The 25,887-nt window shown below is 53.0% G+C and carries 21 protein-coding genes; 12 read left to right on the top strand and 9 right to left on the bottom strand.

Features of this window, described 5'->3' with window-relative positions:
* Window positions 1-220 precede the first annotated feature (220 nt).
* The 9 genes from BM114_RS01235 (at window position 221) to BM114_RS01195 (ending at window position 11,690) form a co-directional block, all read left to right on the top strand.
* Window positions 221-1,216: an NAD-dependent epimerase/dehydratase family protein gene (locus BM114_RS01235; RefSeq protein ID WP_092109436.1), complete on the top strand. Its 996-nt coding sequence runs from the start codon at window positions 221-223 to the stop codon at window positions 1,214-1,216.
* A gap of 2 nt (window positions 1,217-1,218) precedes the next feature.
* Entirely contained in the window at window positions 1,219-2,202 is a 984-nt protein-coding gene (locus tag BM114_RS01230) for a phosphatase PAP2 family protein (protein ID WP_255406383.1), read from the top strand.
* The gene (miaB, locus tag BM114_RS01225) at window positions 2,199-3,533 is read left to right on the top strand and encodes a tRNA (N6-isopentenyl adenosine(37)-C2)-methylthiotransferase MiaB (protein WP_092109430.1); all 1,335 of its coding nucleotides are present in this window, start codon (window positions 2,199-2,201) and stop codon (window positions 3,531-3,533) included. The genes BM114_RS01230 and miaB overlap by 4 nt, the downstream gene beginning before the upstream one ends.
* Before the next feature lie 360 nt (window positions 3,534-3,893).
* Window positions 3,894-5,723 carry an ABC transporter ATP-binding protein gene (locus BM114_RS01220; protein ID WP_092109427.1) on the top strand — a complete coding sequence of 610 codons (1,830 nt, stop codon included), beginning with the start codon at window positions 3,894-3,896 and terminating at the stop codon, window positions 5,721-5,723.
* A 99-nt stretch (window positions 5,724-5,822) separates the two neighbouring features.
* Window positions 5,823-7,796, top strand: a complete 1,974-nt coding sequence (locus tag BM114_RS01215; protein WP_092109424.1) for an LTA synthase family protein — start codon at window positions 5,823-5,825, stop codon at window positions 7,794-7,796.
* A complete protein-coding gene (locus BM114_RS01210) occupies window positions 7,793-8,761 on the top strand; it encodes a lysophospholipid acyltransferase family protein (RefSeq protein WP_092109421.1) in 969 nt (322 codons plus the stop codon). Before BM114_RS01215 ends, BM114_RS01210 begins: the two co-directional genes overlap by 4 nt.
* Entirely contained in the window at window positions 8,758-9,672 is a 915-nt protein-coding gene (locus tag BM114_RS01205; protein WP_092109417.1) for a glycosyltransferase family 2 protein, read from the top strand. Before BM114_RS01210 ends, BM114_RS01205 begins: the two co-directional genes overlap by 4 nt.
* A 3-nt stretch (window positions 9,673-9,675) precedes the next feature.
* Window positions 9,676-10,470: a DUF5672 family protein gene (locus BM114_RS01200; RefSeq protein ID WP_092109412.1), complete on the top strand. Its 795-nt coding sequence runs from the start codon at window positions 9,676-9,678 to the stop codon at window positions 10,468-10,470.
* Between the two features lie 35 nt (window positions 10,471-10,505).
* Window positions 10,506-11,690, top strand: a complete 1,185-nt coding sequence (locus BM114_RS01195) for a glycosyltransferase (protein WP_092109409.1) — start codon at window positions 10,506-10,508, stop codon at window positions 11,688-11,690.
* A 66-nt stretch (window positions 11,691-11,756) separates the two neighbouring features.
* Here the strand turns inward: BM114_RS01195 and BM114_RS01190 are convergent, their stop codons facing one another.
* A complete protein-coding gene (locus BM114_RS01190; RefSeq protein ID WP_092109406.1) occupies window positions 11,757-13,751 on the bottom strand; it encodes a ComEA family DNA-binding protein in 1,995 nt (664 codons plus the stop codon).
* Window positions 13,752-13,863: 112 nt separating this feature from the next.
* Here BM114_RS01190 and BM114_RS01185 point away from each other — a divergent pair, with 112 nt between their 5' ends.
* Window positions 13,864-14,514, top strand: a complete 651-nt coding sequence (locus tag BM114_RS01185) for a DUF4294 domain-containing protein (RefSeq protein ID WP_092109403.1) — start codon at window positions 13,864-13,866, stop codon at window positions 14,512-14,514.
* Window positions 14,515-14,589: 75 nt separating this feature from the next.
* Here the strand turns inward: BM114_RS01185 and BM114_RS01180 are convergent, their stop codons facing one another.
* The 6 genes from BM114_RS01180 to BM114_RS01155 form a co-directional block, all read right to left on the bottom strand.
* Window positions 14,590-15,654: a M28 family peptidase gene (locus BM114_RS01180; protein ID WP_092109400.1), complete on the bottom strand. Its 1,065-nt coding sequence runs from the start codon at window positions 15,652-15,654 to the stop codon at window positions 14,590-14,592.
* 2 nt (window positions 15,655-15,656) lie between these two features.
* Entirely contained in the window at window positions 15,657-17,417 is a 1,761-nt protein-coding gene (locus tag BM114_RS01175; RefSeq protein WP_092109396.1) for a membrane dipeptidase, read from the bottom strand.
* Between the two features lie 31 nt (window positions 17,418-17,448).
* The gene (locus tag BM114_RS01170; protein WP_092109393.1) at window positions 17,449-17,913 is read right to left on the bottom strand and encodes an Lrp/AsnC family transcriptional regulator; all 465 of its coding nucleotides are present in this window, start codon (window positions 17,911-17,913) and stop codon (window positions 17,449-17,451) included.
* 122 nt (window positions 17,914-18,035) lie between these two features.
* The gene (locus BM114_RS01165) at window positions 18,036-18,947 is read right to left on the bottom strand and encodes an FKBP-type peptidyl-prolyl cis-trans isomerase (RefSeq protein ID WP_092109389.1); all 912 of its coding nucleotides are present in this window, start codon (window positions 18,945-18,947) and stop codon (window positions 18,036-18,038) included.
* A 22-nt stretch (window positions 18,948-18,969) separates the two neighbouring features.
* Window positions 18,970-19,854, bottom strand: coding sequence for an FKBP-type peptidyl-prolyl cis-trans isomerase (locus tag BM114_RS01160; RefSeq protein WP_092109386.1), 885 nt, complete (start codon window positions 19,852-19,854; stop codon window positions 18,970-18,972).
* A gap of 127 nt (window positions 19,855-19,981) precedes the next feature.
* Entirely contained in the window at window positions 19,982-20,587 is a 606-nt protein-coding gene (locus BM114_RS01155; RefSeq protein WP_092109382.1) for an FKBP-type peptidyl-prolyl cis-trans isomerase, read from the bottom strand.
* A 139-nt stretch (window positions 20,588-20,726) separates the two neighbouring features.
* On the opposite strand from BM114_RS01155, the gene BM114_RS01150 reads away from it, so the two are divergent.
* A complete protein-coding gene (locus BM114_RS01150; protein WP_092109379.1) occupies window positions 20,727-21,431 on the top strand; it encodes an SIR2 family NAD-dependent protein deacylase in 705 nt (234 codons plus the stop codon).
* 191 nt (window positions 21,432-21,622) lie between these two features.
* Here the strand turns inward: BM114_RS01150 and buk are convergent, their stop codons facing one another.
* Both buk and BM114_RS01140 read right to left on the bottom strand, forming a co-directional pair.
* Window positions 21,623-22,684, bottom strand: coding sequence for a butyrate kinase (gene buk / locus BM114_RS01145; RefSeq protein WP_092109375.1), 1,062 nt, complete (start codon window positions 22,682-22,684; stop codon window positions 21,623-21,625).
* Between the two features lie 18 nt (window positions 22,685-22,702).
* Window positions 22,703-23,560, bottom strand: a complete 858-nt coding sequence (locus tag BM114_RS01140; protein ID WP_092109372.1) for a phosphate acyltransferase — start codon at window positions 23,558-23,560, stop codon at window positions 22,703-22,705.
* A 151-nt stretch (window positions 23,561-23,711) separates the two neighbouring features.
* On the opposite strand from BM114_RS01140, the gene BM114_RS01135 reads away from it, so the two are divergent.
* The gene (locus tag BM114_RS01135; protein WP_092109369.1) at window positions 23,712-25,691 is read left to right on the top strand and encodes a glycoside hydrolase family 97 protein; all 1,980 of its coding nucleotides are present in this window, start codon (window positions 23,712-23,714) and stop codon (window positions 25,689-25,691) included.
* The last annotated feature ends 196 nt before the right edge of the window (window positions 25,692-25,887 follow it).

Genomic DNA, 25,887 nt, shown 5'->3' with positions numbered 1-25,887 from the left:
AATCGGCGAGATTGTTCGACGAAATCGCCGAAATCATGGGACAAAATCGGCGATTTTGTCAGGCTGGAAGCCGTTAAAAGGAATATGGGAAGCCGCCGCCCGTCCTGCCATCCCTAAGAGACTGATTTTCTTGAAAAAACAATAAAATTACCCACCTGCGCTTGCGCACTCCGCTTTTTTGGAGTAACTTTGCAGCGGAAATCATTTTCAAGGAAAAGGAATGAAGATACTTATCACGGGTGCCAGCGGCTTCATCGGAAGCTTCATCGTGGAGGAAGCCCTCAAGCAGGGCTTCGAGACATGGGCCGCCGTCAGGAAGACTTCCTCCAGGCAGTACCTGCAAGACGGGCGCATCCATTTCATCGAGCTCGACTTCTCTTCCCGACAGCGGCTCGAAGAGCAGCTCAAAGGCCATGAGTTCGACTACATCGTGCATGCCGCGGGAACCACGAAATGCCTGGACCCTACCAACTTCTACAAGATAAACTACGAGGGAACGAAGAACCTCGCAGAGGCGCTCATCGCCCTGCAGATGCCCATCAGGCGATTCGTCTACCTGAGTTCGCTCTCCGTCTTCGGGGCTATCAAGGAGCGACAGCCCTATCAGGAAATCACCGAACACGACATTCCGAGGCCGAATACGGCATACGGGAAGAGCAAACTCGAGGCCGAACGGTTCCTCGACTCCATCGGCAGCAGCTTTCCCTACATCATCCTGCGACCCACGGGAGTGTACGGCCCGCGGGAGAAAGACTATTTCCTCATGGCGAAATCGATAAAGGCGCACACCGACTTCAGCGTCGGCTTCAGGCGCCAGGACATCACTTTCGTCTATGTGAAAGATGTGGTGCAGGCCGTATTCCTCGCCCTCGACCGCGGCATGAACGGCCGCAAGTATTTCCTGAGCGACGGAAAGGTCTACCAGTCGTCCACCTTCAGCAACTACATCCGCGAAGAGCTCGGCCGTCCGTGGTGGATACGCGTCAAGGCACCGGTATGGGTACTGCGCATCGTAACCTACTTCGGGGAACTCATCGCGAGGCGCACGGGAAAAATCTCTGCCCTCAACAACGACAAGTATAACATCCTGCGCCAGCGCAACTGGCGGTGCGACATCGAGCCCGCCGTGGACGAGCTCGGCTATAAACCTCGCTTCGACCTGAAGGAGGGAACGCATCTTGCCATCAAGTGGTATAAGGAAAACCAATGGCTTTAAATATGAATTTCTTCAAAATAGAGCAGAATCCCCGCAAGGGACTCTATCCTTTCGAGTGGGTGGTCATCGCCTATCTCCTGCTTACCCTCGCCTTCGTCTTCTTCGCCTACACGAAGTTGGAAAACCCGGAGTCGATGATCACGGGGCGCATACGCATCCTCGCTATGACCGCCGCGCTGTGGATTGTCTACCGGCTCGTGCCCTGCAGGTTTACAGAATTCCTGCGGGTGCTGCCCCAGATGGCACTCCTGAGCGTATGGTATCCCGACACCTACGAAATCAACCGCATCTTCCCCAACCTCGACCATTGGTTTGCCGCAGCCGACCAGGCTCTCTTCGGCTTCCAGCCTGCCCTGCTTTTCGCCAAGGCATTGCCGTCGCCCGTCGTGAGCGAGTTGATGGACATGGGCTACTCAATGTATTATTTCATCATCGCGCTGGTGGCCCTGTGGTATTTCTTCCGCCGTCATGACGAGTTCCAGAAGTGCGTGTTCATCATCATGGGCTCGTTCTTCCTCTTCTACATTATCTTCGACCTGCTGCCTGTGGTGGGGCCCACCTTCTACTACAAGGCCGTAGGCATCGACCAGATTGCCAAGGGTGCGTTCCCCTCCGTGGGAGACTATTTCAACCAGCACACCGACTGCCTGCCTTCTCCGGGCTACACCCACGGCGTGTTCTATCAGCTCGTGGAGACCGCCAAGCAGGCCGGCGAAAGGCCCACGGCCGCCTTTCCCAGCTCGCATGTGGGCGTGGCCACCGTCTGCATGCTGCTCATCCTAAGAACAGAGAGCAAGTCGCTCTTCTTCATCGTGCTGCCCGTATACTTCCTCCTGTGCCTTGCCACGGTCTACATCCAAGCCCACTACGCCGTCGATGCCATAGCAGGATTCTTCACGGGAGCGGCTTTCTTCTACGGTCTGTTGGCCGTTTCAAATAAAATGAGTACATTTGCACCCCCAAGCAAGAGAAAGAGAAGGAAATGAAGAAACTGTATATAGAAACCTATGGATGCCAGATGAATGTGGCCGACAGCGAGGTCGTGGCCTCCGTGATGGGCATGGCCGGCTACGAATTGTGCGAGAACGAGGCCGATGCCGACGCCATTTTCATGAACACCTGTTCGGTGCGCGAGAACGCGGAGAACAAGATCTATCACCGCCTCGACACTCTCCATGCGGAGCAGAAGAAGGGGCGCAAGGTCATCCTCGGCGTCCTGGGCTGCATGGCAGAGCGCGTGAAGGACGACCTCATACAGCACCACTATGCCAACCTGGTATGCGGCCCTGACTCTTATCTCAACCTGCCCGACATGATCGCGCAGTGTGAAAACGGCCACAATGCCATGAATATCGAGCTCTCCACCACCGAGACCTATCGCGACATCGTGCCGCAGCGCATCGGGGCAAGCCATGTGAGCGGTTTCGTGAGCATCATGCGCGGCTGCAACAACTTCTGCCACTACTGCATCGTACCGTTCACCCGTGGTCGCGAGCGCAGTCGCGATGTAGAGAGCATCCTGCGGGAAGTGAAGGATCTGGAGCAGAAAGGCTTCAAGGAAGTTACCCTGCTGGGCCAGAATGTGAACTCCTACGGCCTGCTCCCCAACGGCAAACGCCCCGAGAACGGCACCTCCTTTGCCCAGCTCCTGCGCAAGGTGGCACAGGCCGTGCCTGCCATGCGCGTGCGCTTCACCACCTCCAATCCTGAGGATATGACCGAGGACATCCTCCACGCCATAGCCGAGGAACCTAACCTCTGCCACCACATCCACTTCCCGGCACAGAGCGGAAGCGACAAGATACTACGCCTGATGAACCGCAAATACACCCGTGAGGACTACCTGAACAAGATTGCCGCCATCCGGCGAATCATTCCCGACTGCGGCATCACGACCGATATCTTCGTGGGCTACCACGACGAGACGGAGGAAGACCAGCAACTGACGCTCTCGCTCGTCCGCGAGGTAGGCTTCGACAGCGCCTTCATGTTCAAGTATTCCGAGCGTCCGGGCACCTATGCGGCCAAGCATCTGCCCGACAATGTGCCCGAGGAGGTGAAGGTGAGGCGGCTCAACGAGCTCATCCACCTGCAGACCGAGGTGAGCGCGGAGCAGAACAAGAAGGACGAGGGCAAGGAGTTTGATGTCCTCATCGAGGGCTTCTCGAAGCGGAGCCGCCAGCAATTAATGGGGCGCACGCCACAAAACAAGGCCGTAATCATCGACCGCGGCAACCACCACATCGGCGAGACCGTGCGCGTGAGGATTACGGGAAGCACCAGCGCAACGCTCTTCGGCGAGGAGGTAAACCGTTAATTCCTCCGCCTTTCCCCATAAACAATTCCGCCGATGGCGGCATTTAAAAAAAGCAAAGGGTACCCCCACCATGGTTACAAGCCGTGTGTAATCGCGTTACACGCCGTGTGTAATCCTGTTACACACGGCGTGTAACAACACAGAAAGCAGCCCCTCGACCTACCGCCCACAGCCGATGCCGACGGCGCAAGCCACTTTCAGGCCTCCCACAAGAAACCTTTCCGGAGGCAAGCCGTGTGTCTTGGCTGTGATTCCATGCCTTTCCAATCGTACTTTCAGAGCATTTCCCGTGAAAAAACGGAGGCGAAAAAATCGGCATATAATTTGGCTGTCCTATATAAAAGATGTATCTTTGCAGCCATGAAGGAATTCCTACAAGTCATCAGGCGCTTCGTGCCGCCCTACAAGAAGTATCTGATCTGGTCGATTGTATTCAACCTGATATCGGCATTGCTGAACATCTTCTCGTTCGCAGCCATCATCCCGATCCTGCAGATACTGTTTGACACGAAGGGACACGCTACCGCCACCCAGCTCATGGCATGGGGTTCGGGCAAGTTTACCGAGGTGCTGAGCAACAACGCCGACTACTATGTGCGCCAACTTATAGAACTTACCAATCCCGTAACGACCATCCTCATCATCGGGCTGGCACTCACTTTCATGACCTTTCTCAAGACCGGTTCCTACTTCCTGTCGTCGGCATTCATCATCCCGGTACGCACGGGCGTAGTGCGCGATATCCGCAACCTGCTCTACCGCAAGATTACCTCGCTGCACATAGGATTCTTTTCCGACGAGCGCAAGGGCGACATCATCGCCCGCATGAGCGGAGATGTACAGGAAATAGAGAACTCCATCATGGCTTGGATCGACATGCTCATCAAGAATCCGATACTCATCGTGGCCTATTTCATAGCCCTCATGCTGGTGTCTTGGAAGCTTACGCTCTTCACCCTGTTCTTCGTGCCCCTCTTTGGATGGTTCATGGGCTTCGTGGGCAGAAAGCTGAAAGCCAACTCCATCAAGGCGCAGGCTCTCTGGAGCGACACGATGAGCCAGGTGGAGGAGACCCTCGGCGGCCTCCGCATCATCAAAGCCTTCGGGGCAGAGACCAAGATGAACCACCGCTTTGACCGCACCAACTCGGCCTACCGCAACGACTTGATGCGGGTGCAGATACGCCAGCAGGCCGCTCACCCCATGAGCGAGTTCCTCGGTACGCTGATGATTGTCATCGTGCTATGGTTCGGCGGCATCATGGTCATGCGCAGCCACCAGATCAGCGGACCGGTATTCATTTATTATCTGACCATTCTCTATTCCATCATCAATCCCCTGAAGGAGTTCTCGAGAGCCGGATACAACATCCCGAAGGGACTGGCCTCCATGGAGCGCATCGACAAGATACTCCAGGCGGAGGTGGAAATCAAGGAAACGGAAAAACCCATACACATCGCAAACTTCGAGCACCAGATAGAGTTTCGCCATGTTTCGTTCAAGTATGAGCAGCAATGGGTGCTGAAAGACATCAACCTCGTCATCCCCAAGGGCAAGACCGTGGCATTGGTGGGGCAGAGCGGAAGCGGCAAGTCGACCCTGCTCGACCTCATTCCCCGCTACTATGATGTGCAGGAAGGCGAGGTGCTCATCGACGGAATCAATGTGAAGGAGCTCGGCATCCACGACCTGCGCAAGCTCATCGGGAATGTAAACCAGGAAGCCATCCTATTTAATGACACCTATTACAACAACATCACTTTCGGCGTGAACAATGCTACGAAGGAAGAAGTGGAAAAGGCCGCGAGGATTGCCAACGCCTACGACTTCATCATGGAGTCGGATCATCAGTTCGAAACCAATATCGGCGACCGGGGCGGCAGGCTCTCCGGAGGACAGCGGCAGCGCATCTCCATTGCCCGCGCCATCCTGAAGAACCCGCCCATCCTCATCCTCGACGAGGCGACATCAGCCCTCGACACCGAGAGTGAGCGGCTGGTGCAGGACGCGCTGACCAAGCTGATGAAGACGCGCACCACCATTGCCGTGGCACACCGGTTGTCTACCATCAAGAACTCCGACGAGATCTGCGTGCTCCACGAGGGAGAAATCGTGGAGCGGGGCACGCACGACGAACTCATAGAGAAAAACGGATATTACAAGAAACTGCACGACATGCAGGAGATATAAAGAACTTTAAGCCCGCCGCTCCCTGACAGCCAAAAGGGAAGCATCGACTCCCTACCCTCGAAAAGGGGCACGGAGAGACGGACTTGAATAGCCATACCTATGAAGAAAAGAACGATTCTAAATACCCAAATGGGACCCGTCATAGCACTTGTGGCTAATCTGGCGATGGCATTCGTCTATTATTCTATAGCCCGGGTGGAATTCTTGCTGGAGAACTGGGACCTGTTCTCGGCTGATCTCACCTTTGCCCATCTGTGCCGGATGTTCGGCGGAGGATTCATGTTCGACCGCACCGCCATCGTCTACACCCACATGCTCTACATCCTGATGATGCTCTTCCCGCTGCTCATCAAGGAGACTCCGCTCTATCACAGAATCTGCAAGTGGCTTTTCGTAGTGGTAAACGCAATCACCCTCGTAGCCAACCTCGCTGATTCCGTCTACTTCCCCTACACTTCAAGGAGAACAACGACAAGCGTGTTTCAGGAATTCGACAACGAGAACAACCTCGGCGGCATCTTCCTGACGGAGGTTGTCAATCACTGGTATCTGGTATTGCTCGCCATCGTGGTCGTCTGGCTGATGTGGAAACTCTATGTGATGCCAAGAACCCAACGCACGGACTACCCCACCCTCAGACAGCGATGGAAGTTCGCCGGATGGTACACCCTCTTCCTCGCCGCCGCCGTGCCCCTCTGCATTGGCGGAGCCCGCGGAGGATTAGGAACGGGAATCCGCCCCATCACCATCAACAACGCCAACCAGTATGTAGACCGGCCCGTGGAATGCGGACTGGTGCTCAACACGCCGTTTGCCCTGCTGCGCACCATCGGCAAGAGTGTCTTCGTGGTTCCTGACTATTATAAGAGCCAAGACGAGCTGCAGCGAGTCTTCACGCCCATACATATTCCCAGTCCCACACATGCCTTCCAGAAGAAGAATGTGGTAATTCTCATCGTGGAAAGCTTCGGCAGGGAGTATATCGGAGCCCTCAACAAAGATCTTGAAGGAGGAAAATACAAGGGCTATACGCCGAATGTGGACAAGCTCGTAAGGAAGAGCCGCGTCTACAAATACTCTTTCTGCAACGGACGCAAGAGTATTGACGGCATGCCCTCCGTGCTCTGCGGCATCCCGATGTTCGTGGAGCCGTTCGTGCTCACGCCGGCCTCCATGAACTCATATACCAGCATTGCGGGAATCCTGGGAAAGGAAGGGTATGAGACGGCCTTCTTCCACGGTGCCAACCGAGGCAGCATGGGGTTCCTGGCCTTTGCCAACAAGACGGGATTTCAGGAATATTACGGCCGGCAGGACTACGATGCCGACAGTCGATTCGGGGGCGACAAGGACTTCGACGGCAACTGGGGAATCTGGGACGAGCCGTTCCTGCAATACTGGTGTGCCAAGATCGGAGAACTCAGACAGCCCTTCATGACGGCCCTCTTCACCGTGTCGAGCCACCATCCCTTTGAGGTTCCGGAACAATACCGGGGTGTATTCAAGGAAGGCAAGGTGCCCATCCATAAATGCATCCGCTATACCGACATGGCCATCGGCAAGTTCTTCGAGAACGCAAGCAAACAGCCGTGGTTCAAGAACACCATCTTCGTGATGACCAGCGACCACACCAACCAGAGCTGCCATGCGGAATATGAGACCGACCTCGGCCTCTTCGCCTCGCCCATCATCATCTACGACCCGAGCGGCGAGGTGCAGCCCGGCATGCAAGATGCCGTTGCCCAGCAGATAGACATCATGCCCACCGTGCTCGGAATATTGGGCTACGACAAGCCTTATCTTTCCTTCGGATGCGACCTCATGAGCACACCGGCTGAAGATACCTATGCCGTAAACTATCTGAACGGCACCTATCAATATGTGAAAGACGGCTATGTGCTGCAGTTCGACGGGCAGAAGACCAAGGCCGTATATGCCCTTTCCGACAGGCTCATGAAGCACAACCTCGCAGGGAAAGTGTCCCAACAGCAACAGATGGAGCGCGAAATCAAGGCCATCATACAGCAATACATGCAACGAATGGTAAACGACAAACTGATGCCTGACCCATGAAAATAGTCTACTCCATATACTATGCCTTCTGGTGGCTTATCTCACTACTGCCTTTCCGAGTGCTCTATCTGCTCAGCGGCGGGCTCTATCTGCTGATAGCACACGGAGTGAAATATCGCCATAAGGTGATATGGAAGAACCTCACGGATTCGTTTCCAGAAAAGAGCGAGACAGAGTTGCACACCATCGAGAAGCAGTTCTATCGCCTGTTCTGCGACTATATCGTAGAAACCATCAAGATGATGACCATCAGCAAGGCAGAGTTCCGTCGCCGGATGGTCTATACTGGTACTGAAGAAGTCAATCGTCTGCTGAAAGAAGGACAATCGGTAGCTGTCTATCTCGGCCATGTCTTCAACTGGGAATGGATGACCTCATTGCCGCTCTGGATAACAGAAGACTGCCAGTGTTGCGAACTTTATCATCCCCTTGAGAACGCGGCGATGGATAAACTCTTCAAGGTTGTCCGGGAGAAACAGAACGCCCTTTGCATCCCCATGCAGGAATCGCTGCGCAAAATCATGCAGTTCAACCGGGAGGGACACCCCGTCGTAGTGGGATATATAGCGGATCAAGTGCCCCTGTGGTGGAACATCCATCATTGGACTGACTTCCTCCATCACGACACGCCTGTGCTTACAGGTACCGAGCGAATCGTGCGCCATACCAACCAAGCCGTGTTCTACGGCGACATACGCCGCTTGAAGCGAGGATATTACCAATGCGACATGCGCCTGATGACCACGGAACCCAAGAAAACCACGGAATGGGAAATCACCGACTGGTACTTCAAGATGCTCGAGGAAAGCATCCGTCGCGAACCTGCCAACTGGCTCTGGAGCCACAACCGATGGAAACGGACTCATGAAGAGTTCGACCGCGACTGGATTGAGAAAGACGGCAAGGTGGTGCGCCGCGAGAACAACGAAACATCAGAAAACCTTAAAACAAGATTGGAAAGATGAAGATTACGGCAGTCGTAGTAACCTATAACCGTAGGGAACTGCTCGAAAGGGGCATCAACTGCCTGCGCGGGCAAAGCCGACGACTTGAAAATATCATCGTCGTAGACAATGGAGCTACCGACGGCACCCATGAATGGCTCGACAGCCAGCCTGACCTTGAAGTCATCCATCAGGATAATGTGGGCGGATCCGGTGGCTTCTATACCGGCATCCGGAAAGCCTACGAGGGTGGGTATGACTGGATTTGGTGTATGGACGACGATGTTTTTCCTCAAGAAGAATGTCTCGAAAACCTAATCAAAGTTGCCGAAACCGAAGGTGCAGGCATCGTCGCTCCCCACCGGAAAATGGGAGGAACGACCTTTACGCACGAGTTCCGACACTATGATTTCTCGCATCCTTTTGCCTCCATGCATGGCAGAAAGTTGAAGAACGAGGACATAGATCATGCAAAAGAGCCCTCCATTCCTATCGTGGGATGCGATTTTGAAGGACCTTTCATCCAACGCGAGGTCGTAGAGAGGATAGGGTTACCCAACAAGGACCTTTTCATTTTCTGCGACGACACCGACTACTGCCTGCGCACCCATCTGGCTGGATTCAAGTTGGTTTACGCCATCCATGCCCTGATGGACAAGCACAAGTTCTTCAACAACGACACCTGGACTACCCGAAACCAGAAGAAAAAATGGAAGCGTTACTACCAAGTGCGCAACGAGGCCTACCTGAACTACCACTACGGACGCAACTGGGGCGTGCGCTATCTGCGCAGCTTCATCGGAGTCATAGGCTACACCATCCCCGCCATCTGTAGCATGCCTTTCACCAAGGCATGGCAATGGAAAGACCTCGGCATGCTCTGGGGTGCCTATCAGGACGGAATCCATGAACGCTTAGGAAAAAGAAAATAGCCCATGCTTGTCAAGATCGTCATACCTATATACAGACTACCACTAAGGTCGGAAGAAGAAGCTTCGCTCGAAAACACAATGAGAAAGCTTGCTTCACATCCTATTGTGTTCCTGGCTCCAGACTCTTTAGACATCTCGCAACTTGCCAAGCTCTATCCACAAGCCGGGGTTATGCGTGTCAGCAGTGATTGGCTGGGGCTGGAACGGGGCATTACAGGATACAACGAGATGACAATGTCGAAAGACTTCTACGACAGGTTTACCGACTGCGAGTATATCCTGATTTGCCATACAGACGCATGGATCTTCCGCGACGAACTCGAACAATGGTGCCGACAGGGCTATGACATCGTGGCGGCACCATGGCCGATGAGACCTCGCTACCGCAGGTTCCCCCTCAAGCAATATCTCAGACTGCGCAGGAAGCTTGCTCCCAAAGGCAAGATTCTGCATCAGGACATGTTCGGGCGCATAGGAAACGGAGGACTCTGCCTGCGCCGGGTGAAGGCCTTCAGCGAGGCCTGTGAGAAATATCAGGCTGAAGCGAGGCAGTTTGTCGCCCACTCCCTGAAGGATGTACTCTACAATGAGGATCTCTTCTGGGCGTTAGTACCCGAAGAATTCAACTATCCCAGCGTGGAGACAGCCCTCAAATTCTCGTTCGATTTGAAGCCCCGGCTCTGCTACGAGCTTAACGGAAGCCAACTTCCAATGGGTTGCCATGGCTTCAACAAGCCGACAAGAACTGATTTCTGGAAACAATTTATTCCCAGGATTTCCAGCCAAGGACACGAATAGAACACGATTCCATATTCCTAAAAAACAGTATTCTCATGAAGATTATACACATCAGCACAGACGATTTCAACGGAGCCGGACTCTGCGCTTACCGCATCTGCAAGGCCCAAAGGGAACTGGGGCTTGACAGTCAGCTTATCGTACGCCGCCGGAAGCATACTGACGACTTCGTCCACAGCTACGGCAACTATACCTACTTCACACATAGCATATTGCACAAAGCCCGCAAGTTACTTCATATAAAAGACGACCGCAATATCTGCCGGAAACTCACCAAACTGTATAATGCTGTCTATACCCTGCCGACCTCACCCATTGACCTGAGTCGGCATCCACTGGTACAGCAAGCGGATATCATCCATATCCACTGGGTGGGCGAATTCCTCGACTACAGAACCTTCTTCGACGCCCTGCGGGAGAAGCCCATGATTTTTACAATGCACGATGAAAACCTGCTTTACGGCATCACCAACCTTGAACAACAACGATTGTCGCAGCATCCTTTAGAACAAAAATACTATCAATTGAAACTCGAAAAAATCAGACTGCTGCAGCAAATGGGTGTAGTATTTCTCTCTAAAATGGGGTTCCGACAATACGGAGAGCACGAAATGATAGCACACGCACGAAAGACTCTCATATATAATATGGTAGACTATCGTCTTTTTCAGCCCAAGAACAAGGCGGAGGCAAGAGCACGACTCGATATTGCCCCGGAGACTAAAATATTTGCTTTCTGTGCCTGCAATATCAATGAGCCGCGCAAAGGACTCAACGAACTCTCGCTCGTCCTTGGCCGAATATCCCCAGAGTACCGTATTCTTGCCATCGGAAAGAACCGCAGCAGATCCTCCTGGGACAATGTAATTGAAATAGGCCGAATGGATAATCCCGAACAATTATCATGGCTCTTGTCTGCCGCCGACTATTTCTGTCTGCCGAGTTTCAAGGAAAACTTTGCCCAGACTCCCATTGAGGCTATGGCTTGCGGGTTGCCCGTCGTAGCTTTTCCATGTAGTGGAATGGAAGAGCTGATTACTCCCTTTAATGGCATCCGCTGCTCTGACTTCACGCCCGAGGCGTTAGAAGAGGGCATCCGAACCGCTCTTGCCACAAGCTACGACGCCAAGGTCATCCGTCAGGATGTGATTGAACGATTCTCGCCAGAGAAAATCGGGAAAGACTATCTTCGCTTCTATCAAGAAGTAACGGGCTCATGAGAGGATAATGGCACCGTCCGCCATCAAGCTATATTTCTTCCTGCGCTTCAGCGTTGTTCCTTTTCTTTAGAACTTGAAGCATAATTGTAGCTCAAGATCGGTCATCGCACTACCGTCAATCTGCTGGTAGCCGCTTGAGATATGGTCGCGATCGAAATAGTCGGTCGTGCCCACCTTTGCCGTCAAGTCTACATGTTTGCTTATACGAGCTTCGGCATCCAGCATATAGCGAATCCCCTCTCCATAGAATACCGGGAAGGAATAATTGTATAAGAGGGCATGCTCATACAGATAGACGCGTGAGCTGAAGTCCTGCGTATGGAAGTAGCCCACGGTGGCGAAGAGCCTCAGCCAACGATGCCTGAACGACAGATGCTCGCTCAGCATCCAGCCAAAACTGCTCTTCTTATATTGGGAAAACGCCATGTCAACCTGCGTCTTTGTGCTCCAACTGTCGTTCCCATACATAGCGGACAAGCGCCCCCGCTGGGTGGTTTCATTCATCAGCCCGGTCTTCTCTTCATTGTCTTTCTCCCTAACCCTGACGCGATAGCGAGCCAGAAACGACCAGTGGCCACGAGTATAGGTTGCCTGGAGCAAGTTGTCCCATGCAGAGCTCGACGCATCGGCCTGATATTTAGGCCATGTGAAATAGGCGTAGTCGCTATAAAAAATCAGCTTCCACCTTCTTGACGGTTGCCAGTCGACTCCTACAAAGATGCCGCTCTCATCGTTCACCATGCTCCCCTCGCCGAAACTTCGTGCATGAAGCGAGTAATATTTATAACTATAAAACCGCTGTAGAGCCATGAGCGTGAGTCCGTGAGTAAGCTTATAACTCGCAGTATTGAGTGTGGCAAGAGCCTTACTGTCGCCCATGGCGGTCTCCCCGGAGAAAGTAAAGCGGGAAGACACATAGCTATAGTCCACACTCATGTTCCAGAAGTTCTTTCCTTGAGGATAATAGCGACGATAGCGTTGTGAGGTATTAGGTTGCAGGGAACGATTGAATGCCGAGTAAAAAGCCGTTATCCCAATCGTAAAAGGCAACCTCTTGAATGATAAATTACCTCCTCCAAGAAACTCCGTGGTATTATGCTTCCTGTCCATCTCACTTTGCGTGCGGTGATACCCCGTCTTTAAAAGGGTCGCAACGCTGCTGGAGTCCTTGTTCAGAGTTGCATCTATATCTCTATACGACACGAAGCCTGTCAACTCGAGACCTTTCACCAGACTCACCGTAGCTGCCGCTCCCTGCAGATAGTTTGCTTCGGAACGGGAAGAATGCCCGAAGATATGGTTCGAATTCCTGCCCAACGACGACAGCATAGCCAATTTGCCGAAAGAGTATGAGTTGTTAAGAATAAGCCCTGCACCGAACCGTAGCCGATACCTTCCTAATGCCAAGGCCTTTAGACGGCCGATATCCTTGAGCAGGAAATAGAAGCTATAATAGTCATACCCCAAGGAATTGCGATTCGCAAAGAAAGGTTCCCCCGCATCTTGAGCACCTACCAATCCTACCTTCACCTGCTGGCCGTATCGGAAAGTATAACGAACCCCATGCTTGTATTTGTATCCCAGATAACCGAATTGGTCTCCTTTGCGCTCGTAGAAAGGAATCTTCATGCTGCCCACCGCCTCATGCCGGCCATACTTCAAGATATTCTTGAGGGTCGGCACCTTTGCTTTCTCTGGCTGTGGAGCCACCGTCAAGAAACATTCCAACAAAGCCCTTCGGTGAGCGTCGAGACTCTCTACCATGGCAAGCTCGTGAACCGACTGCAAGGGAGCATACTTATAGACATACTCACAAATACCCTCTATTTGCCGGGCCGTAAGAAAAGGCAACTGTTCCAGATCCTCGCGCGTTATCTTATTTATATCAAGGGGGTGGGCCGCGAGTTCCGCCATCAACTCATGCGACGACTCCCAATCGTCGCTTTCTACATCCTCCATGCTTTCAAGCTCTCCCAAGAGCTGTTCCCAAGACACCTGAGCCTGGACATGGGGCATGCTTCCCAAAGACAGGAGAAGCAAAAATAAAGCGGTTTTTTTCATAGCATATACTTATGGCTTGCCGTTACCGCAAAATTAACACATATATATTAATTAAGCAAATAAAAATAAAAAATATTTTCCGAAACGGGATTTTATCCGTACTTTTGCGGCGATGTACAAGTTAAAGACCTTTTTGACGGGAGTCTTTGCCTTCCTCCTCTTCCAGGAGGCGGAGGCACAGAATACGCAACCTGGTTATATAAACCCGGAGGATCGACCCGTGAAAATGGATTCCCCGAGTTTCGAGCCGATGGTGAAAGTCGGCAAGGTGCTCAACAACGGAGACTCTATACAATATGTAGAGCTTAACAACATCTATGTCTACCCTGTCCCTTTCTTCAAGGACGAGGCACAGAAAGCCCGCTATAACCGCTTGGTCTACAATGTGAAGAAGGTGCTCCCAATAGCCAAAGAGGTAAGCACCGTCGTCATAGAGACCGGAGACTACCTCAACACCCTTCCCAACGAAGAAGCCCGGAAGAAGCACATGAAATATGTGGAGAAGAGCATCATCAAGGAATACACGCCCCGAATGAAGAAGCTCACCTATCAGCAAGGCAAGCTGCTCATCAAGCTTATCTATCGCGAGTGCGGTTCTTCATCCTACAATCTCATACAGGCCTTCTTCGGGCCTGCCCGCGCCGGTCTCTATCAAGGTGTTGCCTGGTTCTTCGGAGCCTCGCTGATGAAGCAATACGAGCCGAACGGCATCGACCGCCTTACCGAAAGAGTGGTCCGGCAAGTGGAAAGCGGACAGATCTGAAAATCCGCCCGCCTTATCGTAATTTGCTACTCCTATCAAAGTTTCACCTTAGCTCTTTGCGCAGAATCAGCCGCTTCAGCGTTCTTTATTCTCCGTGAACAGCACCTCCACCAGCGTCTGTCCCACGGCCTTTAGGGTTGCCTTGTCGATATGGTCCATATCATCGGCAAGGGTATGCCATGTCGGTCCGAAACTGCTCTGCTTGCAATCTGGGTAATAAGGGATGATGTCTATCGTGGGAATCTTTGCCACTTCGTTCATGGGGATGTGGTCATCGGTGATGGCTCCTCCCGTAGTCTTGGGAAAGTAACTGCCATAACCCGCCTTGCGAGCGGCTTTCCACACTTTCTTGACAATCTGCCCCGCAAACTGCTGCGACATAGCCTCCTGATAGAACTTGGCGCCTTGTCCGCCCACCATATCAAGCAGGATGCCGTAACGGGCTTCGTAGCCTTCGGGCAGATGGGCGGCGAAATACTGAGCCCCTAAGGCCCAGCTGTCAGCACGGTCTTCCACTTCCGCCCACTGGGGGGTACCCCAGTCCTCGGCGTCGAAGCACACGAAGTCTATCCCTATGTTGGGAGCCTCGGCCTTGCGGGGACCCGCCGCCACCTCTTGCAACAGCCGTGCCACCTCTATCATCACGCCCACACCGCTGGCTCCGTCGTTCGCCCCTATGATGGGTTTGCGCCAATTGGCGGGGTCGGGGTCGTTGTCAGCCCATGGACGGGTGTCGTAATGTGCGCAGAGAAGCACCCTCGTGGTGAGCTCCGGGCGATATTGCGCCATGATGTTCGTGGCATGGAGCGTGGTACCGTCATAGCCTTTCAGGTCAGCCTTCTGCGTGGTTACCTTACATCCATACTGCTCAAATTTCCTTACTATATCACCAGTACAGGTGCTGTGGGCATAGAAATTCATGGGGCGGGGCCCGAGATCACACTGCTCCTTGATAAAGACATAGGCCGAATCGGCATTGAACTCAAAGCTCACCCGGGGTGTTTTCTCTTCCGCCTCAGCACCCCAATCGACGCCGTCGGCTGTACTCCCGCCTTTTTTGAAACCGCCCCAGCCGTAAATGGCGACGCCGATAACGGCAGCAGCTACACATCCCAGAACTATCTTCATTCGTTTTGTCATCTTTATTTCTGTATATTTTGTTTTACTGACTGTACCTGGCGCATCACCCTGAGCCAGTTTCCGCCCCAAATCTTGGCAATGTCCTCCTCACTGAACTTCCGCCGCAGCAACTGAAGGGTGAAGTTAATCAGTTCCGAAGAGTCGGCCAGCCCGCGCACTCCTCCGTCTCCGTCGAAGTCGGTGCCGAGCCCTACATAGTCTATGCCCATCACCTGAATGGCATGCTCCAGATGCTGCATGGCATCCAAGATACTTGCCTCGCCCTCTTTCCGGAGGAATCCATGGTAGAGCGTAACATGCGCCACACCTCCCTTACGGGCAAGGGCACGCAGCTGATTATCGGTCAGATTGCGCGGCACATCGCACAGAGCCTTGCAGTTGCTGTGGCTGCAGACGATAGGCATCGTACTGATTTCGAGGGCGTCATAGAAGCTTTGCTCCGCCCCGTGGCTGAGGTCTACCATCACGCCCTGCCGGTTCATCTCACGGATAACCTGCTCGCCAAACTCGCTCACGCCGTCGTGGGTATGGCTGCCGCGTGCTGAGTCGCAGATGGCATTGTCCCCGTTATGGCACAGGGTGATGTAAACAATGCCGCGCTCGGCAAAGTGCCGGATGTTGTCAAGATGATCCTCGATGGCCAGACCATTCTCGATGCCCAACATAATAGACTTCTTTCCGGCTTTCTTGTGCGCATAAAGCTCTTCCGGCGTACGGGCTTGGGCGATGTAGGGAGCATTTTCCTGCAATATAGTTTCTATCTTGTCGAAGATGAGATCGGCATAGGCTCTCGGTCCTTCCACTTCAAATGGTGCTATCTCACGGAAGCTCTTGCCTTCCTTGGGCTGCTCCAGATAGGCTACCATGGTAACGGCATCCTGCCTTCCCTCCGTCATTTTGTGGAGGTCGACGAGGATACGAGGATCACGGGCGGCAAAACGGATGCCTTGCGGGAAGAACATCGGAGTATCGCAATGGGTGTCCAAAGTGAGAATCCTGGCGTGCAAAGCCTTAGCCCGGGCAAACTCCCCAGCATGGCCTACGAGCCATTGGAAGAGCTTCAAGCCTTCTTCTTTCAGCCATTCCGGGTGCCACTGCACGCCCAGAATCGGTTTATATTCCGTGCTCTCAATGGCCTCCACGATGCCGTCTTCCGACAGAGCGGTAACACGGAAACGATTTCCCGCCTCGCCGACAGCTTGATGATGGAACGAGTTTACATAGATTTCCTCCTCGCCATATATATTATATAAGGTGGAGTCGGCAGCAAGCCTCACCCTGTGTGTCGGCAGGGAGCGGTCGGCATCCTGTGAATGTTTGAGCCTTGCATCAATGTCCTGGATAACGGCTCCTCCCAAAGCCATGGCCAAGGTCTGGATGCCGCGACAGATGCCCAGCATCGGGATCTGCCGGTTATACGCCAGCCGGGTAATCAGAAGTTCTGGCAGGTCTCGCTCTGCATTGATAGCATGAAGCCCTCTCTGTGGCTCCTCTCCCGCCCATAGGGGATTGTAATCTCCGCCACCAGTCAGCAACAATCCGTCAATATGCTCCAGAGTATTGATAATCACCTCCTGGTCGGCGATGGGAGGAATCAGCATCGGTATGCCTCCTGCTGCCACCACCTGTTTATAATAACGGTCGCGCAAAGTGGCATCGCCGTCTGTATAGTTGGCCGTTATCCCAATAACAGGCCGTTGGTGAGCCTCAGGAAAAGTTGCATAGATATTTTCCAGATGTGCCTCTAAACTGAATTCATTCATTTCTCCGTATCGAAAACTTTCCTACTAAGTCTTAATCGTCAGTCTTGACCACGATCTCCCGCTTGATGCTTTGCTCAAGCGAGATCAGCGTTTCCGTGGAAACTACGCCCGGAATAGTCTGCAACTGGTTGTTCAGCAAGTCCATCAGCTGTTCATTATCACGGGAGTAAAGCTTTATCAGCATGGTGTAAGGGCCGGTAGTGAAATGGCACTCCACGACCTCCGGAATCTTCACGAGGCGTTGCACCACTTCCTTATACATGCTGCCGCGCTCCAGATTCAAGCCGACATAAGTACAAGTGGTATATCCCAGAGCCTTCGGATTTACATCGAAGCCACTGCCTGTGATAACCCCGTTTTCTACAAGATGCTGTACTCTCTGATGGATGGCAGCACGGGAAACACCGCATTCTGCTGCCACATCCTTAAAAGGAATACGGGCATTGCCAGCCAGTATGCTCAATATCTTTTTGTCAAGCTTGTCTATTTTTTCCATCGCTCTGTTTAAGTTTAGTTACTATGACGATAGCAAAAATAGGTAAATTAAATGATATAAACAAACAAAATGCACGAATTCTTTATAAAATTCGTGCATCGTGTCAAAATCTATATAGATTCTTACTTCTTTGCCTTAGCAGGCTCAACAGCTTCCAGTTCTACCGTGAAAATCAAGGTGGAATAGGGCTTGATATTACCGGCCTGGCGACTTCCATAAGCCAGTTCCTGCGGGATATACAACTCCCACTTGCTGCCTACGGGCATCATGCAAAGCGCTTCCGTCCATCCCTTGATAACCTGGTCAACTCCAAAGGTGCTCGTTTGGGGATTGCGCTTATAGCTGCTGTCAAACACCGTACCGTCAATCATCCTCCCCTCATACTTCACGGTTACCTTGTCGTCCTTGGTGGGAATGGCACCGTTGCCTGCACGGAGCACCTTATATTGCAGTCCGCTGGCAGTAGCCTTCACCCCTGCCTTTATCTTGTTCTCGGCAAGCCATTTCGTATTTTTCTCTATATAATCCTTCTGGGAGGCTTCACGAGCTGTCTTCAGATGGGTTTCAAAGAACTTGCGGGCAGCGTCCATCGTATAGATAGATGAGTCATTGGCCAGCTCAGAGAGAAATCCTGCATTGAAGAGGTCAGCGGTGATGCTGTTGCCGGTACCCTCAAACTGCTCCTGCGTACCGGGGAGAATGCGTTCCATGGCCATCTTCGCAATCTGCACACCGGCATCACGAGCCTTGAAACGGGGGTCGGCACCCTGCTCCATTGCCTCCTTGAAACCGTCGATCACATCGGCCATATAGGCCGTGTCTACCTGGTATTTCCGTTGCAGATATTCCATCAGGCCGAGCGTAGAAGCCTTTCCGGCAGCATAGCTGATGGAATCCGACAAACTGACAAGCCTCACCTGCTGCTCAGCAACAGGTTCTCCCTTCTTTTTCTTGGGTTTTCCGGCCGTCGCCGTTCCTATATTCAAAGAAGCACCCGCCATTACGACGAGTGCCATGATTATCATCCGTTTCATTGATTCTTACGAATTCTGCCAGTTATTTCTTGTTGACGCTGCCTATCTTGACAAGCTCTATCTTGAAGATCAGGGCAGAGAAAGGCTTGATCGGGCCGCTCTCACGCTCGCCGTAAGCAAGGTTCTGAGGGATATAGACTTCCCATACGGAGCCTTCCGGCATATGAACGAGGGCATCCGTCCATCCCTTAATCACCTGATTTGCGCGAAGCTGCACGGGCTCGTTGCGCTTATAAGTGCTGTCGAACACTTTGCCGTCGAGCGTCTTTCCCTCATAGTTCACCGTTACCAGAGAGGTGTCCTTGGGCATGGCGCCCGTTCCTTCCTTGATGACCTTATACTGAACACCTGACGGAAGCACTTTCACGCCTGCCTTTTTCTTGTTCATGGCCATGAACTTTTCGCCTTCTTCCTTGTTGGCACCATACTGCTTGAGCATGTTCTTGGTCTTGAGGGCGGTCATCTTAGACTGAGCTATCTGCTGCGCCTCCATCATGCCGTAGAGACCTTTCTGCCCCGTCGCACCTGTAACAAAACCAGCCAGGAGGTTCTTCATGGAGATGGTCTTGGTGCTATCCTCACCGAAAATTTCGTGGTTGATGCCCTTCACCATCTGATTTGCCACCTGCTGCCCAATCTGGATACCGGCATAGTAGGCAGCCTTGCCCTTGTCGTCGCCGGCTGCCGCACCGTCGTTCAGGCCCTTGATGAACTGGTCCATATAAGTGGTGTCGATGCCCATACGGCCTACGAGGTAATCCTTCAGTCCCTGGGACTGTACCATACCCATAGCGTAGCTCAAAGTATCCACATCGGTCTTCAAGTCTGCTTTTGGGGTTGAATTGCCACAACCGGTGAAAGTTGCGACTGCAATAGCCATGACGGCTACAATTGTCAACTTTTTCATTTTCTGTTTATTGTTTTTGTTTGATTCTTGATTCTTTGTTTTCCGGCAATGCTATGCAGGCTTCTTCCTGTTGCCTTAACGCCTTATTCCCTCATCCTTAATCTTTAATCCTATAGCCCTGTACAGACTACAGCACTTCTATGAGTTCCACATCGAACACGAGGGCGGAGTAAGGAGGTATCTGCTGACCGGCTCCCTGCTCGCCATATCCCAGCTGATAAGGGATAAAGAAGCGATACTTGGCGCCTTCCTGCATCAGCTGCACGCCCTCGGTCCACCCCTTGATAACCTGGTTGAGGCCGAACACGGCCGGCTCGCCACGCTGCACGCTGCTGTCGAAGAGCGTTCCGTCAACAAGCATTCCCTCGTAGTGGCAACGCACCTGGTCGGTAGACTTCGGCTTTTTGCCGTTCCCTTCCTTCAGCACTTGATATTGTAATCCGCTGGGCAGAGTAACCACGCCCTCTTTCTTGGCATTCTCCACGAGGTAGCTCTCGCCCTGCTCGCGGTTGGCCTGAAAGCGCTTGGCCGCAGTCGCACGCTGCTGCTTCTCCTGCTCCTGGAAAAAATTCTGTACCAATGTCTGCGCTTCCTGATCGCCAATCTCCGGTTTCCTGCCGGCGATGATGTCCTTGATGGCCTGGGCGAAATCATCGATGTTCAAATCCCGAGCACCCATGTCAAGCAGCTGCCTGCCGATGCCAAGGCCTAAAGCGTAACTTACTTTGTCCATTTCTGAAAATCTTTCTATGCTTTATAAATAATGTGCAAAGGTAATACTTTTCTCCGACTACCCACACACAAATGGGAAAAAAATAAGTTTTTTAAGAATTATTGCCTATCTTTGCACAAGGAACCTAACTACTGGAATCATGAAGAAAATCGTATTTCTGACGGGTGCAGGCATGTCGGTGGAGAGCGGATTCAAGACTTTCCGCGGCAACGACGGGCTCTGGGAGAACTTTCCCGTAGAGCAAGTGGCATCACATGAGGGATGGGAAGCCGACCCTGCCCTGGTAACCAACTTCTATAACATGCTGCGCAAGAAACTCTGGGCGGCGCAGCCCAACGAGGGACACAGGCTCATCAGCCGGCTGGAAGCCGACTTCGAGGTAACGGTCGTAACGCAGAATGTGGACAACCTGCACGAGAAGGCCGGCTCCTCCAAGGTCATCCATCTGCACGGCGAACTCTCGAAAGTGTGTTCCAGCCATGACCCCTATAACCCGAAGTACATACGGGAGCTCACCCCCGACGATTCCGACATCGCGGCGGGCACCAAGGCCGGCGACGGTTCGCTGCTCCGCCCATTCATCGTCTTCTTCGGCGAGAGCGTCCCGATGATAGAGCCGGCAGCCCTGGAGGCCGGCAAGGCCGACATCTTCGTCATCATCGGAACCTCGCTCAATGTCTATCCCGCCGCCGGACTGGTGGGCTATGTGCGGTCTGACTGCCCCGTATTCCTCATCGACCCCGACGATGTGGGCAGCGGAAACTACCGCGAGATCACGCACATTAAGAAAGGGGCAAGCGAGGGCATGAAAGAACTTTACGGCATCCTGAAAGGGATGAAGTAGCCCCTGACATTCACAGAGGTAACAAACGATCTGACAAAATCGGCGAGATTGAGCGACAAAATCGGCGATTTTGTGCCATGATTTCGCCGATTTTGTCAGGCTGTTTGCCGCTTGCGGCAGCACCGACAAGCCTCTACGGCAGGATGAAAGACTACTGACAGCTGGAGAGAGGGCTGTTGCCGGCACGGCCGTCAGGTGTATTCCTTGGCCTCGCTCTCACCCCGCAGCACGGCAAGGGCATTATGGGCGAGGGCCGAAAGCTCGTCCTCGCCGGGATAACAATAGGTGGGAGCGAGGAATCCTATGCGCTTCCGCAGTCTGGAAACGACATAATCCTCGCGAGCCATGCCGCCCGTGAGCAGGATGGCATCTATCTTTCCGCACAGCACGGCAGCCTCGGCACAGATGCATTTGGCGGTGTGATAGATCATGGCATCCACGACGAGCTCGGCATGCTTGTCGCCCCCGGCAATGCGCCGCTCTATCTCCTTCATGTCGTTGGTGCCCAGATGGGCGATGAGGCCGGCCTGCCCGGAGATGCGCTTCAGCAGCTCCTGCTCCGTGTATTTCCCGCTATAGCAGAGTCGCACGAGGTCGGCGGCAGGGAGCGAGCCCGCCCTCTCGGGCGAGAAAGGGCCTTCGCCGTCGAGCGCATTGTTGGCATCCACGGCCCTTCCATGGTCGTGGGCGGCTATGGAGATACCTCCCCCGAGATGACAGATGATGAGATTCAGGTCCTCGTAGCGGCGACCTATCTCATTGGCAAACCTCCGTGCGATGGCCCGCTGGTTCAGGGCGTGCCAGATGCAGATGCGGTTCATGAGCGGGGAGCCCGATATCCGCGCCAGCGGCGATAGTTCGTCGACCACGCCGGGGTCGGCAATGAAGGCTTTGCAACCCGGAATCTTCCGGGCTATGTCATAGGCAATGATGCAGCCGAGGTCGCAGGCATGCTTGTGCACGGCATGCCGGGTATCGTCAAGCATCTTCTCGTTGATGGTGTAGACGCCGCCCGCAACGGGCTTGGCAAGGCCTCCCCTGCCGATAACGGCATCGAAGACAAAGGGGATTTCCATGCGCTTGAGCTCGTTGATGACGAGGTCGCGGCGGAACTCATATTGATCGGTGGCCTCCTTGAAATGGCTCAGTTCCTCGACGGAGTGGCGTATCGTGCGGAGCATCACCGGCTTCACATCTTCATAGACGGCAATCTTGGTGGAGGTGGAGCCTGGGTTTATGACGAGTATATACATCTTTTGGGGAAATAAAGGTTAAATTTCAGGAGCGCCGGCTCCCATGGCCGCCAGCGCAATACTATAGAATTTGGCCTCCGGACTGTCGGCCCGTGAGGGCATGACTACCGGCACCAGAGTTCCCTGAAGCACACAGGCTACCGAGGAACGGGCAAAGAGCGTGATGGCTTTATGGAACAAGTTGGCTGCCTCGATGTCGGGGAAGACGAGGGCGTCGGCCTCTCCCTCGATGGACGAGGAGAGTCCCTTGACGGCGAGACTCTCGCTCGAACAGGAGGTTTTCAGGTCAAGGGGACCGTCGACAAGGCAGTTTCCGAACTCGCCCTGTTCGGCTTTCCGGATGATATCGGCATATCCCGCCGTGAAGGGAAAGTGCCGTTCGTCTACCTTCTCGCTGCAGTGAATGAGCGAGATTCTCGGTTGCTCGATGCCGAAAGTGTGGCACAGCGCGGCCAGATACCGCACCTGCTCAACCCGTTGCTCCTGAGTGGGATAGGGAATCACGGAGGCATCGGTATAGAAGAGCAGCTTGGGATAGTCGGGAATGGTGGCACACCCGATGTGGGTGAGCACATGCCCCGGTTCCAGGAGCCCTTCTTCCTTGTTCAGGATAGCGCGGAGGAGTACATCCGAGTTGATGAGTCCCTTCATCAGGATATCCGCCCCGCCCTCCCGGATGAGGCGAATGGCCTTGCGGGCAGCCTCCAGCGGGTCGGCTTCCTCAAAAAATACAGGGTCTATGAAACCAAGTCCCGCGGCTCTCTCCACCGCTTTCCGAGTGGATTCATCCCGCGGACAGACTACCGCAATACGCTTCCTCACCCCTCGTTCGGAGAGGTTTCCTATCAGTTGTTCAAAGTTTTTAATGTCTTTCATTTTGCCAAATTACAGATAATAATCAACTTTTGTATCCGGCTCCTTTCATGAGCCGTGTAGTATTTTGTGCAAATATAAGAAAAAAAACGATATCTCTTGGTTTTCTCAGAAAAAAAAATTACCTTTGCGCAAACATAAAATCTACCTACACATGAAGAATTATCTCACTCTCCTCTTCACACTCTTACTGGTATCCTGGGGCGCTCAAGCCAAGGACTTCAACCTTTCTTCACCCGACGGAAGGCTCAAGGCTACCGTGAAAGTAGCACAAACCGTGAGCTACACACTCACCTACGACGGGCAGGCTATCCTGCAACCCTCGCAGGTTTCGGTCAAGATAGCAGACGGGGCAACATGGGGCGTAAACTCCAAATTCAAGGGAGGCAAGGTCTCACAGCACAAAGGCATCATCAAACCTTTTATATATAAGAAAAATACCGTCAGCGACAACTATCGCCAGCTGTTGCTGCAGTTCAGCGGATTCAACATCGTATTCCGGGCTTACGACGAAGGCCTGGCCTACCAGTTTATGTCGGCGACGCAAAAGGAATTCAATGTTGAGGACGAACTTGCCGAGTTCAACTTCGCCAAAGACTTCGGAACATGGACTCCCTATGTACGCGACAACAAGTCGCTGGAGGACATGTTGCACAACTCCTTTGAGAACTGCTACGATGAGATCAATATCTCGCAGTTTGACAAAAAGCGGTTAGCCTTCCTCCCGCTCGTCGTGAAAGCCGACAACGGGGTGAAGCTTATCATAGCCGAATCGGATGTGGAAGACTATCCCTGCATGTTCCTGAAGAGCGGCAACCAGTCTACAGGGCTCAAGGCACTATTCGCCCCCTACCCCAAGGAAGTGAAGCAGGGCGGCCACAATCAGCTCGAGCAATTCGTAACAAAGGCCGAGAACTACATTGCAAAGTCAAAGGGCATGCGCACCTTCCCATGGCGAATCATCGGCGTTTCGGCCAATGACGGGGATATTCTGAACAACGACATGGTCTATCGGCTGGCATCGCCCTCCCGCCTCACCGACACCTCCTGGATTAAGCCCGGCAAGGTTGCCTGGGAATGGTGGAACCACTGGGGGCTCTACAAAGTAGACTTCAAGGCGGGCATCAACACCCAGACCTACAAATACTACATAGACTTTGCGGCACGCCACGGCATAGAATATGTTATCCTCGACGAAGGATGGGCCGTAAACAAGAAGGCCGACCTCTTCCAAATCATACCCGAGATAGACCTTCCCGAGATTGTGCGGCATGCCAACAGGCAAGGCGTGGGCATCATCCTGTGGGCTGGCTACAAGGCTTTCGACCGCGACATGGAAAAAGTCTGCAAGTATTTCTCGGAGATGGGGGTGAAGGGCTTCAAGATAGACTTCATGAACCGCAACGACGCAGAGTGCGTGGCATTCCACTACCGTGCGGCCAAACTGGCAGCCAAATACCACCTCCTTTGCGACTTCCACGGCACTTTTGCTCCCACGGGACTCAACCGCACCTATCCGAATGTCATCAATTTTGAGGGCGTAAACGGTCAGGAGCAGAACAAATGGGCAACGATGAAGGAATATAATCAGGTTCAGTATGATGTAACCGTACCCTTTGCCCGCATGTTCGCGGGGCAAATGGACTATACGCAGGGAGCCATGATCAATGGTACTCAGCAAACCTACGCACCCAACAACTATCGTCCGATGAGTCAGGGAACCCGTTGCCATCAGCTTGCCGAATATGTGGTATTCTTCTCGCCGCTGAATATGCTTTGCGACAGCCCTACCCATTACGATGAAAATCCCGAATGCACGAAGTTCATTGCACGGATTCCGGTGGTATGGGACGAGACCGTTCCGCTCAAGAGTGAGATTGGGGAGTATGTCGTAGTGGCACGAAGAAGCGGACAGAAATGGTATGTCGGAGCCATCACCAACTGGACTCCGCGCGACCTGACGCTCGATCTCGGGCCGCTGAAAGCAGCCGGAAAGACGGCCACGATTTATGAGGACGGACCCAATGCCCGCATTTTCGCCGAAGACTGGGCAAAGAGAGAAGTTCAGATCCCTACCGACGGCAAGCTTCAGGTGCATCTTGCTCCGGGCGGCGGCGTGGCCATAGAACTTTAGGAAAACACCTGTGAAACATCCCCCTGTTGTCAGCAATGGCAGCAGGGGGATGTTTTTGTCTACATTGAAAAACACTTGCCCACCAATAACCCACAACTGTTAAAAAAGAAAAACGAATAGGGGATTCCTGTTTTTTGAAGTTATAAAAACAGAAAAGGGCAAAGCCCTGCAGGATATAAACAATAGGAAATAAGGA

The organism is Prevotella sp. KH2C16 (genome assembly GCF_900113305.1).
In the GTDB taxonomy this organism is placed as follows: domain Bacteria; phylum Bacteroidota; class Bacteroidia; order Bacteroidales; family Bacteroidaceae; genus Prevotella.
The sequence above is the reverse complement of the archived record's forward strand: the minus strand, read 5'-3'. Positions and strand labels throughout refer to the sequence as shown.

Coding starts and splice junctions, on each gene's coding strand:
- BM114_RS01235 (WP_092109436.1), top strand. CDS start 221: ATGAAGATACTTATCACGGGTGCCAGCGGCTTCATCGGAAGCTTCATC.
- BM114_RS01230 (WP_255406383.1), top strand. CDS start 1,219: ATGAATTTCTTCAAAATAGAGCAGAATCCCCGCAAGGGACTCTATCCT.
- miaB (WP_092109430.1), top strand. CDS start 2,199: ATGAAGAAACTGTATATAGAAACCTATGGATGCCAGATGAATGTGGCC.
- BM114_RS01220 (WP_092109427.1), top strand. CDS start 3,894: ATGAAGGAATTCCTACAAGTCATCAGGCGCTTCGTGCCGCCCTACAAG.
- BM114_RS01215 (WP_092109424.1), top strand. CDS start 5,823: ATGAAGAAAAGAACGATTCTAAATACCCAAATGGGACCCGTCATAGCA.
- BM114_RS01210 (WP_092109421.1), top strand. CDS start 7,793: ATGAAAATAGTCTACTCCATATACTATGCCTTCTGGTGGCTTATCTCA.
- BM114_RS01205 (WP_092109417.1), top strand. CDS start 8,758: ATGAAGATTACGGCAGTCGTAGTAACCTATAACCGTAGGGAACTGCTC.
- BM114_RS01200 (WP_092109412.1), top strand. CDS start 9,676: ATGCTTGTCAAGATCGTCATACCTATATACAGACTACCACTAAGGTCG.
- BM114_RS01195 (WP_092109409.1), top strand. CDS start 10,506: ATGAAGATTATACACATCAGCACAGACGATTTCAACGGAGCCGGACTC.
- BM114_RS01190 (WP_092109406.1), bottom strand. CDS start 13,751: ATGAAAAAAACCGCTTTATTTTTGCTTCTCCTGTCTTTGGGAAGCATG.
- BM114_RS01185 (WP_092109403.1), top strand. CDS start 13,864: ATGTACAAGTTAAAGACCTTTTTGACGGGAGTCTTTGCCTTCCTCCTC.
- BM114_RS01180 (WP_092109400.1), bottom strand. CDS start 15,654: ATGACAAAACGAATGAAGATAGTTCTGGGATGTGTAGCTGCTGCCGTT.
- BM114_RS01175 (WP_092109396.1), bottom strand. CDS start 17,417: ATGAATGAATTCAGTTTAGAGGCACATCTGGAAAATATCTATGCAACT.
- BM114_RS01170 (WP_092109393.1), bottom strand. CDS start 17,913: ATGGAAAAAATAGACAAGCTTGACAAAAAGATATTGAGCATACTGGCT.
- BM114_RS01165 (WP_092109389.1), bottom strand. CDS start 18,947: ATGAAACGGATGATAATCATGGCACTCGTCGTAATGGCGGGTGCTTCT.
- BM114_RS01160 (WP_092109386.1), bottom strand. CDS start 19,854: ATGAAAAAGTTGACAATTGTAGCCGTCATGGCTATTGCAGTCGCAACT.
- BM114_RS01155 (WP_092109382.1), bottom strand. CDS start 20,587: ATGGACAAAGTAAGTTACGCTTTAGGCCTTGGCATCGGCAGGCAGCTG.
- BM114_RS01150 (WP_092109379.1), top strand. CDS start 20,727: ATGAAGAAAATCGTATTTCTGACGGGTGCAGGCATGTCGGTGGAGAGC.
- buk (WP_092109375.1), bottom strand. CDS start 22,684: ATGTATATACTCGTCATAAACCCAGGCTCCACCTCCACCAAGATTGCC.
- BM114_RS01140 (WP_092109372.1), bottom strand. CDS start 23,560: ATGAAAGACATTAAAAACTTTGAACAACTGATAGGAAACCTCTCCGAA.
- BM114_RS01135 (WP_092109369.1), top strand. CDS start 23,712: ATGAAGAATTATCTCACTCTCCTCTTCACACTCTTACTGGTATCCTGG.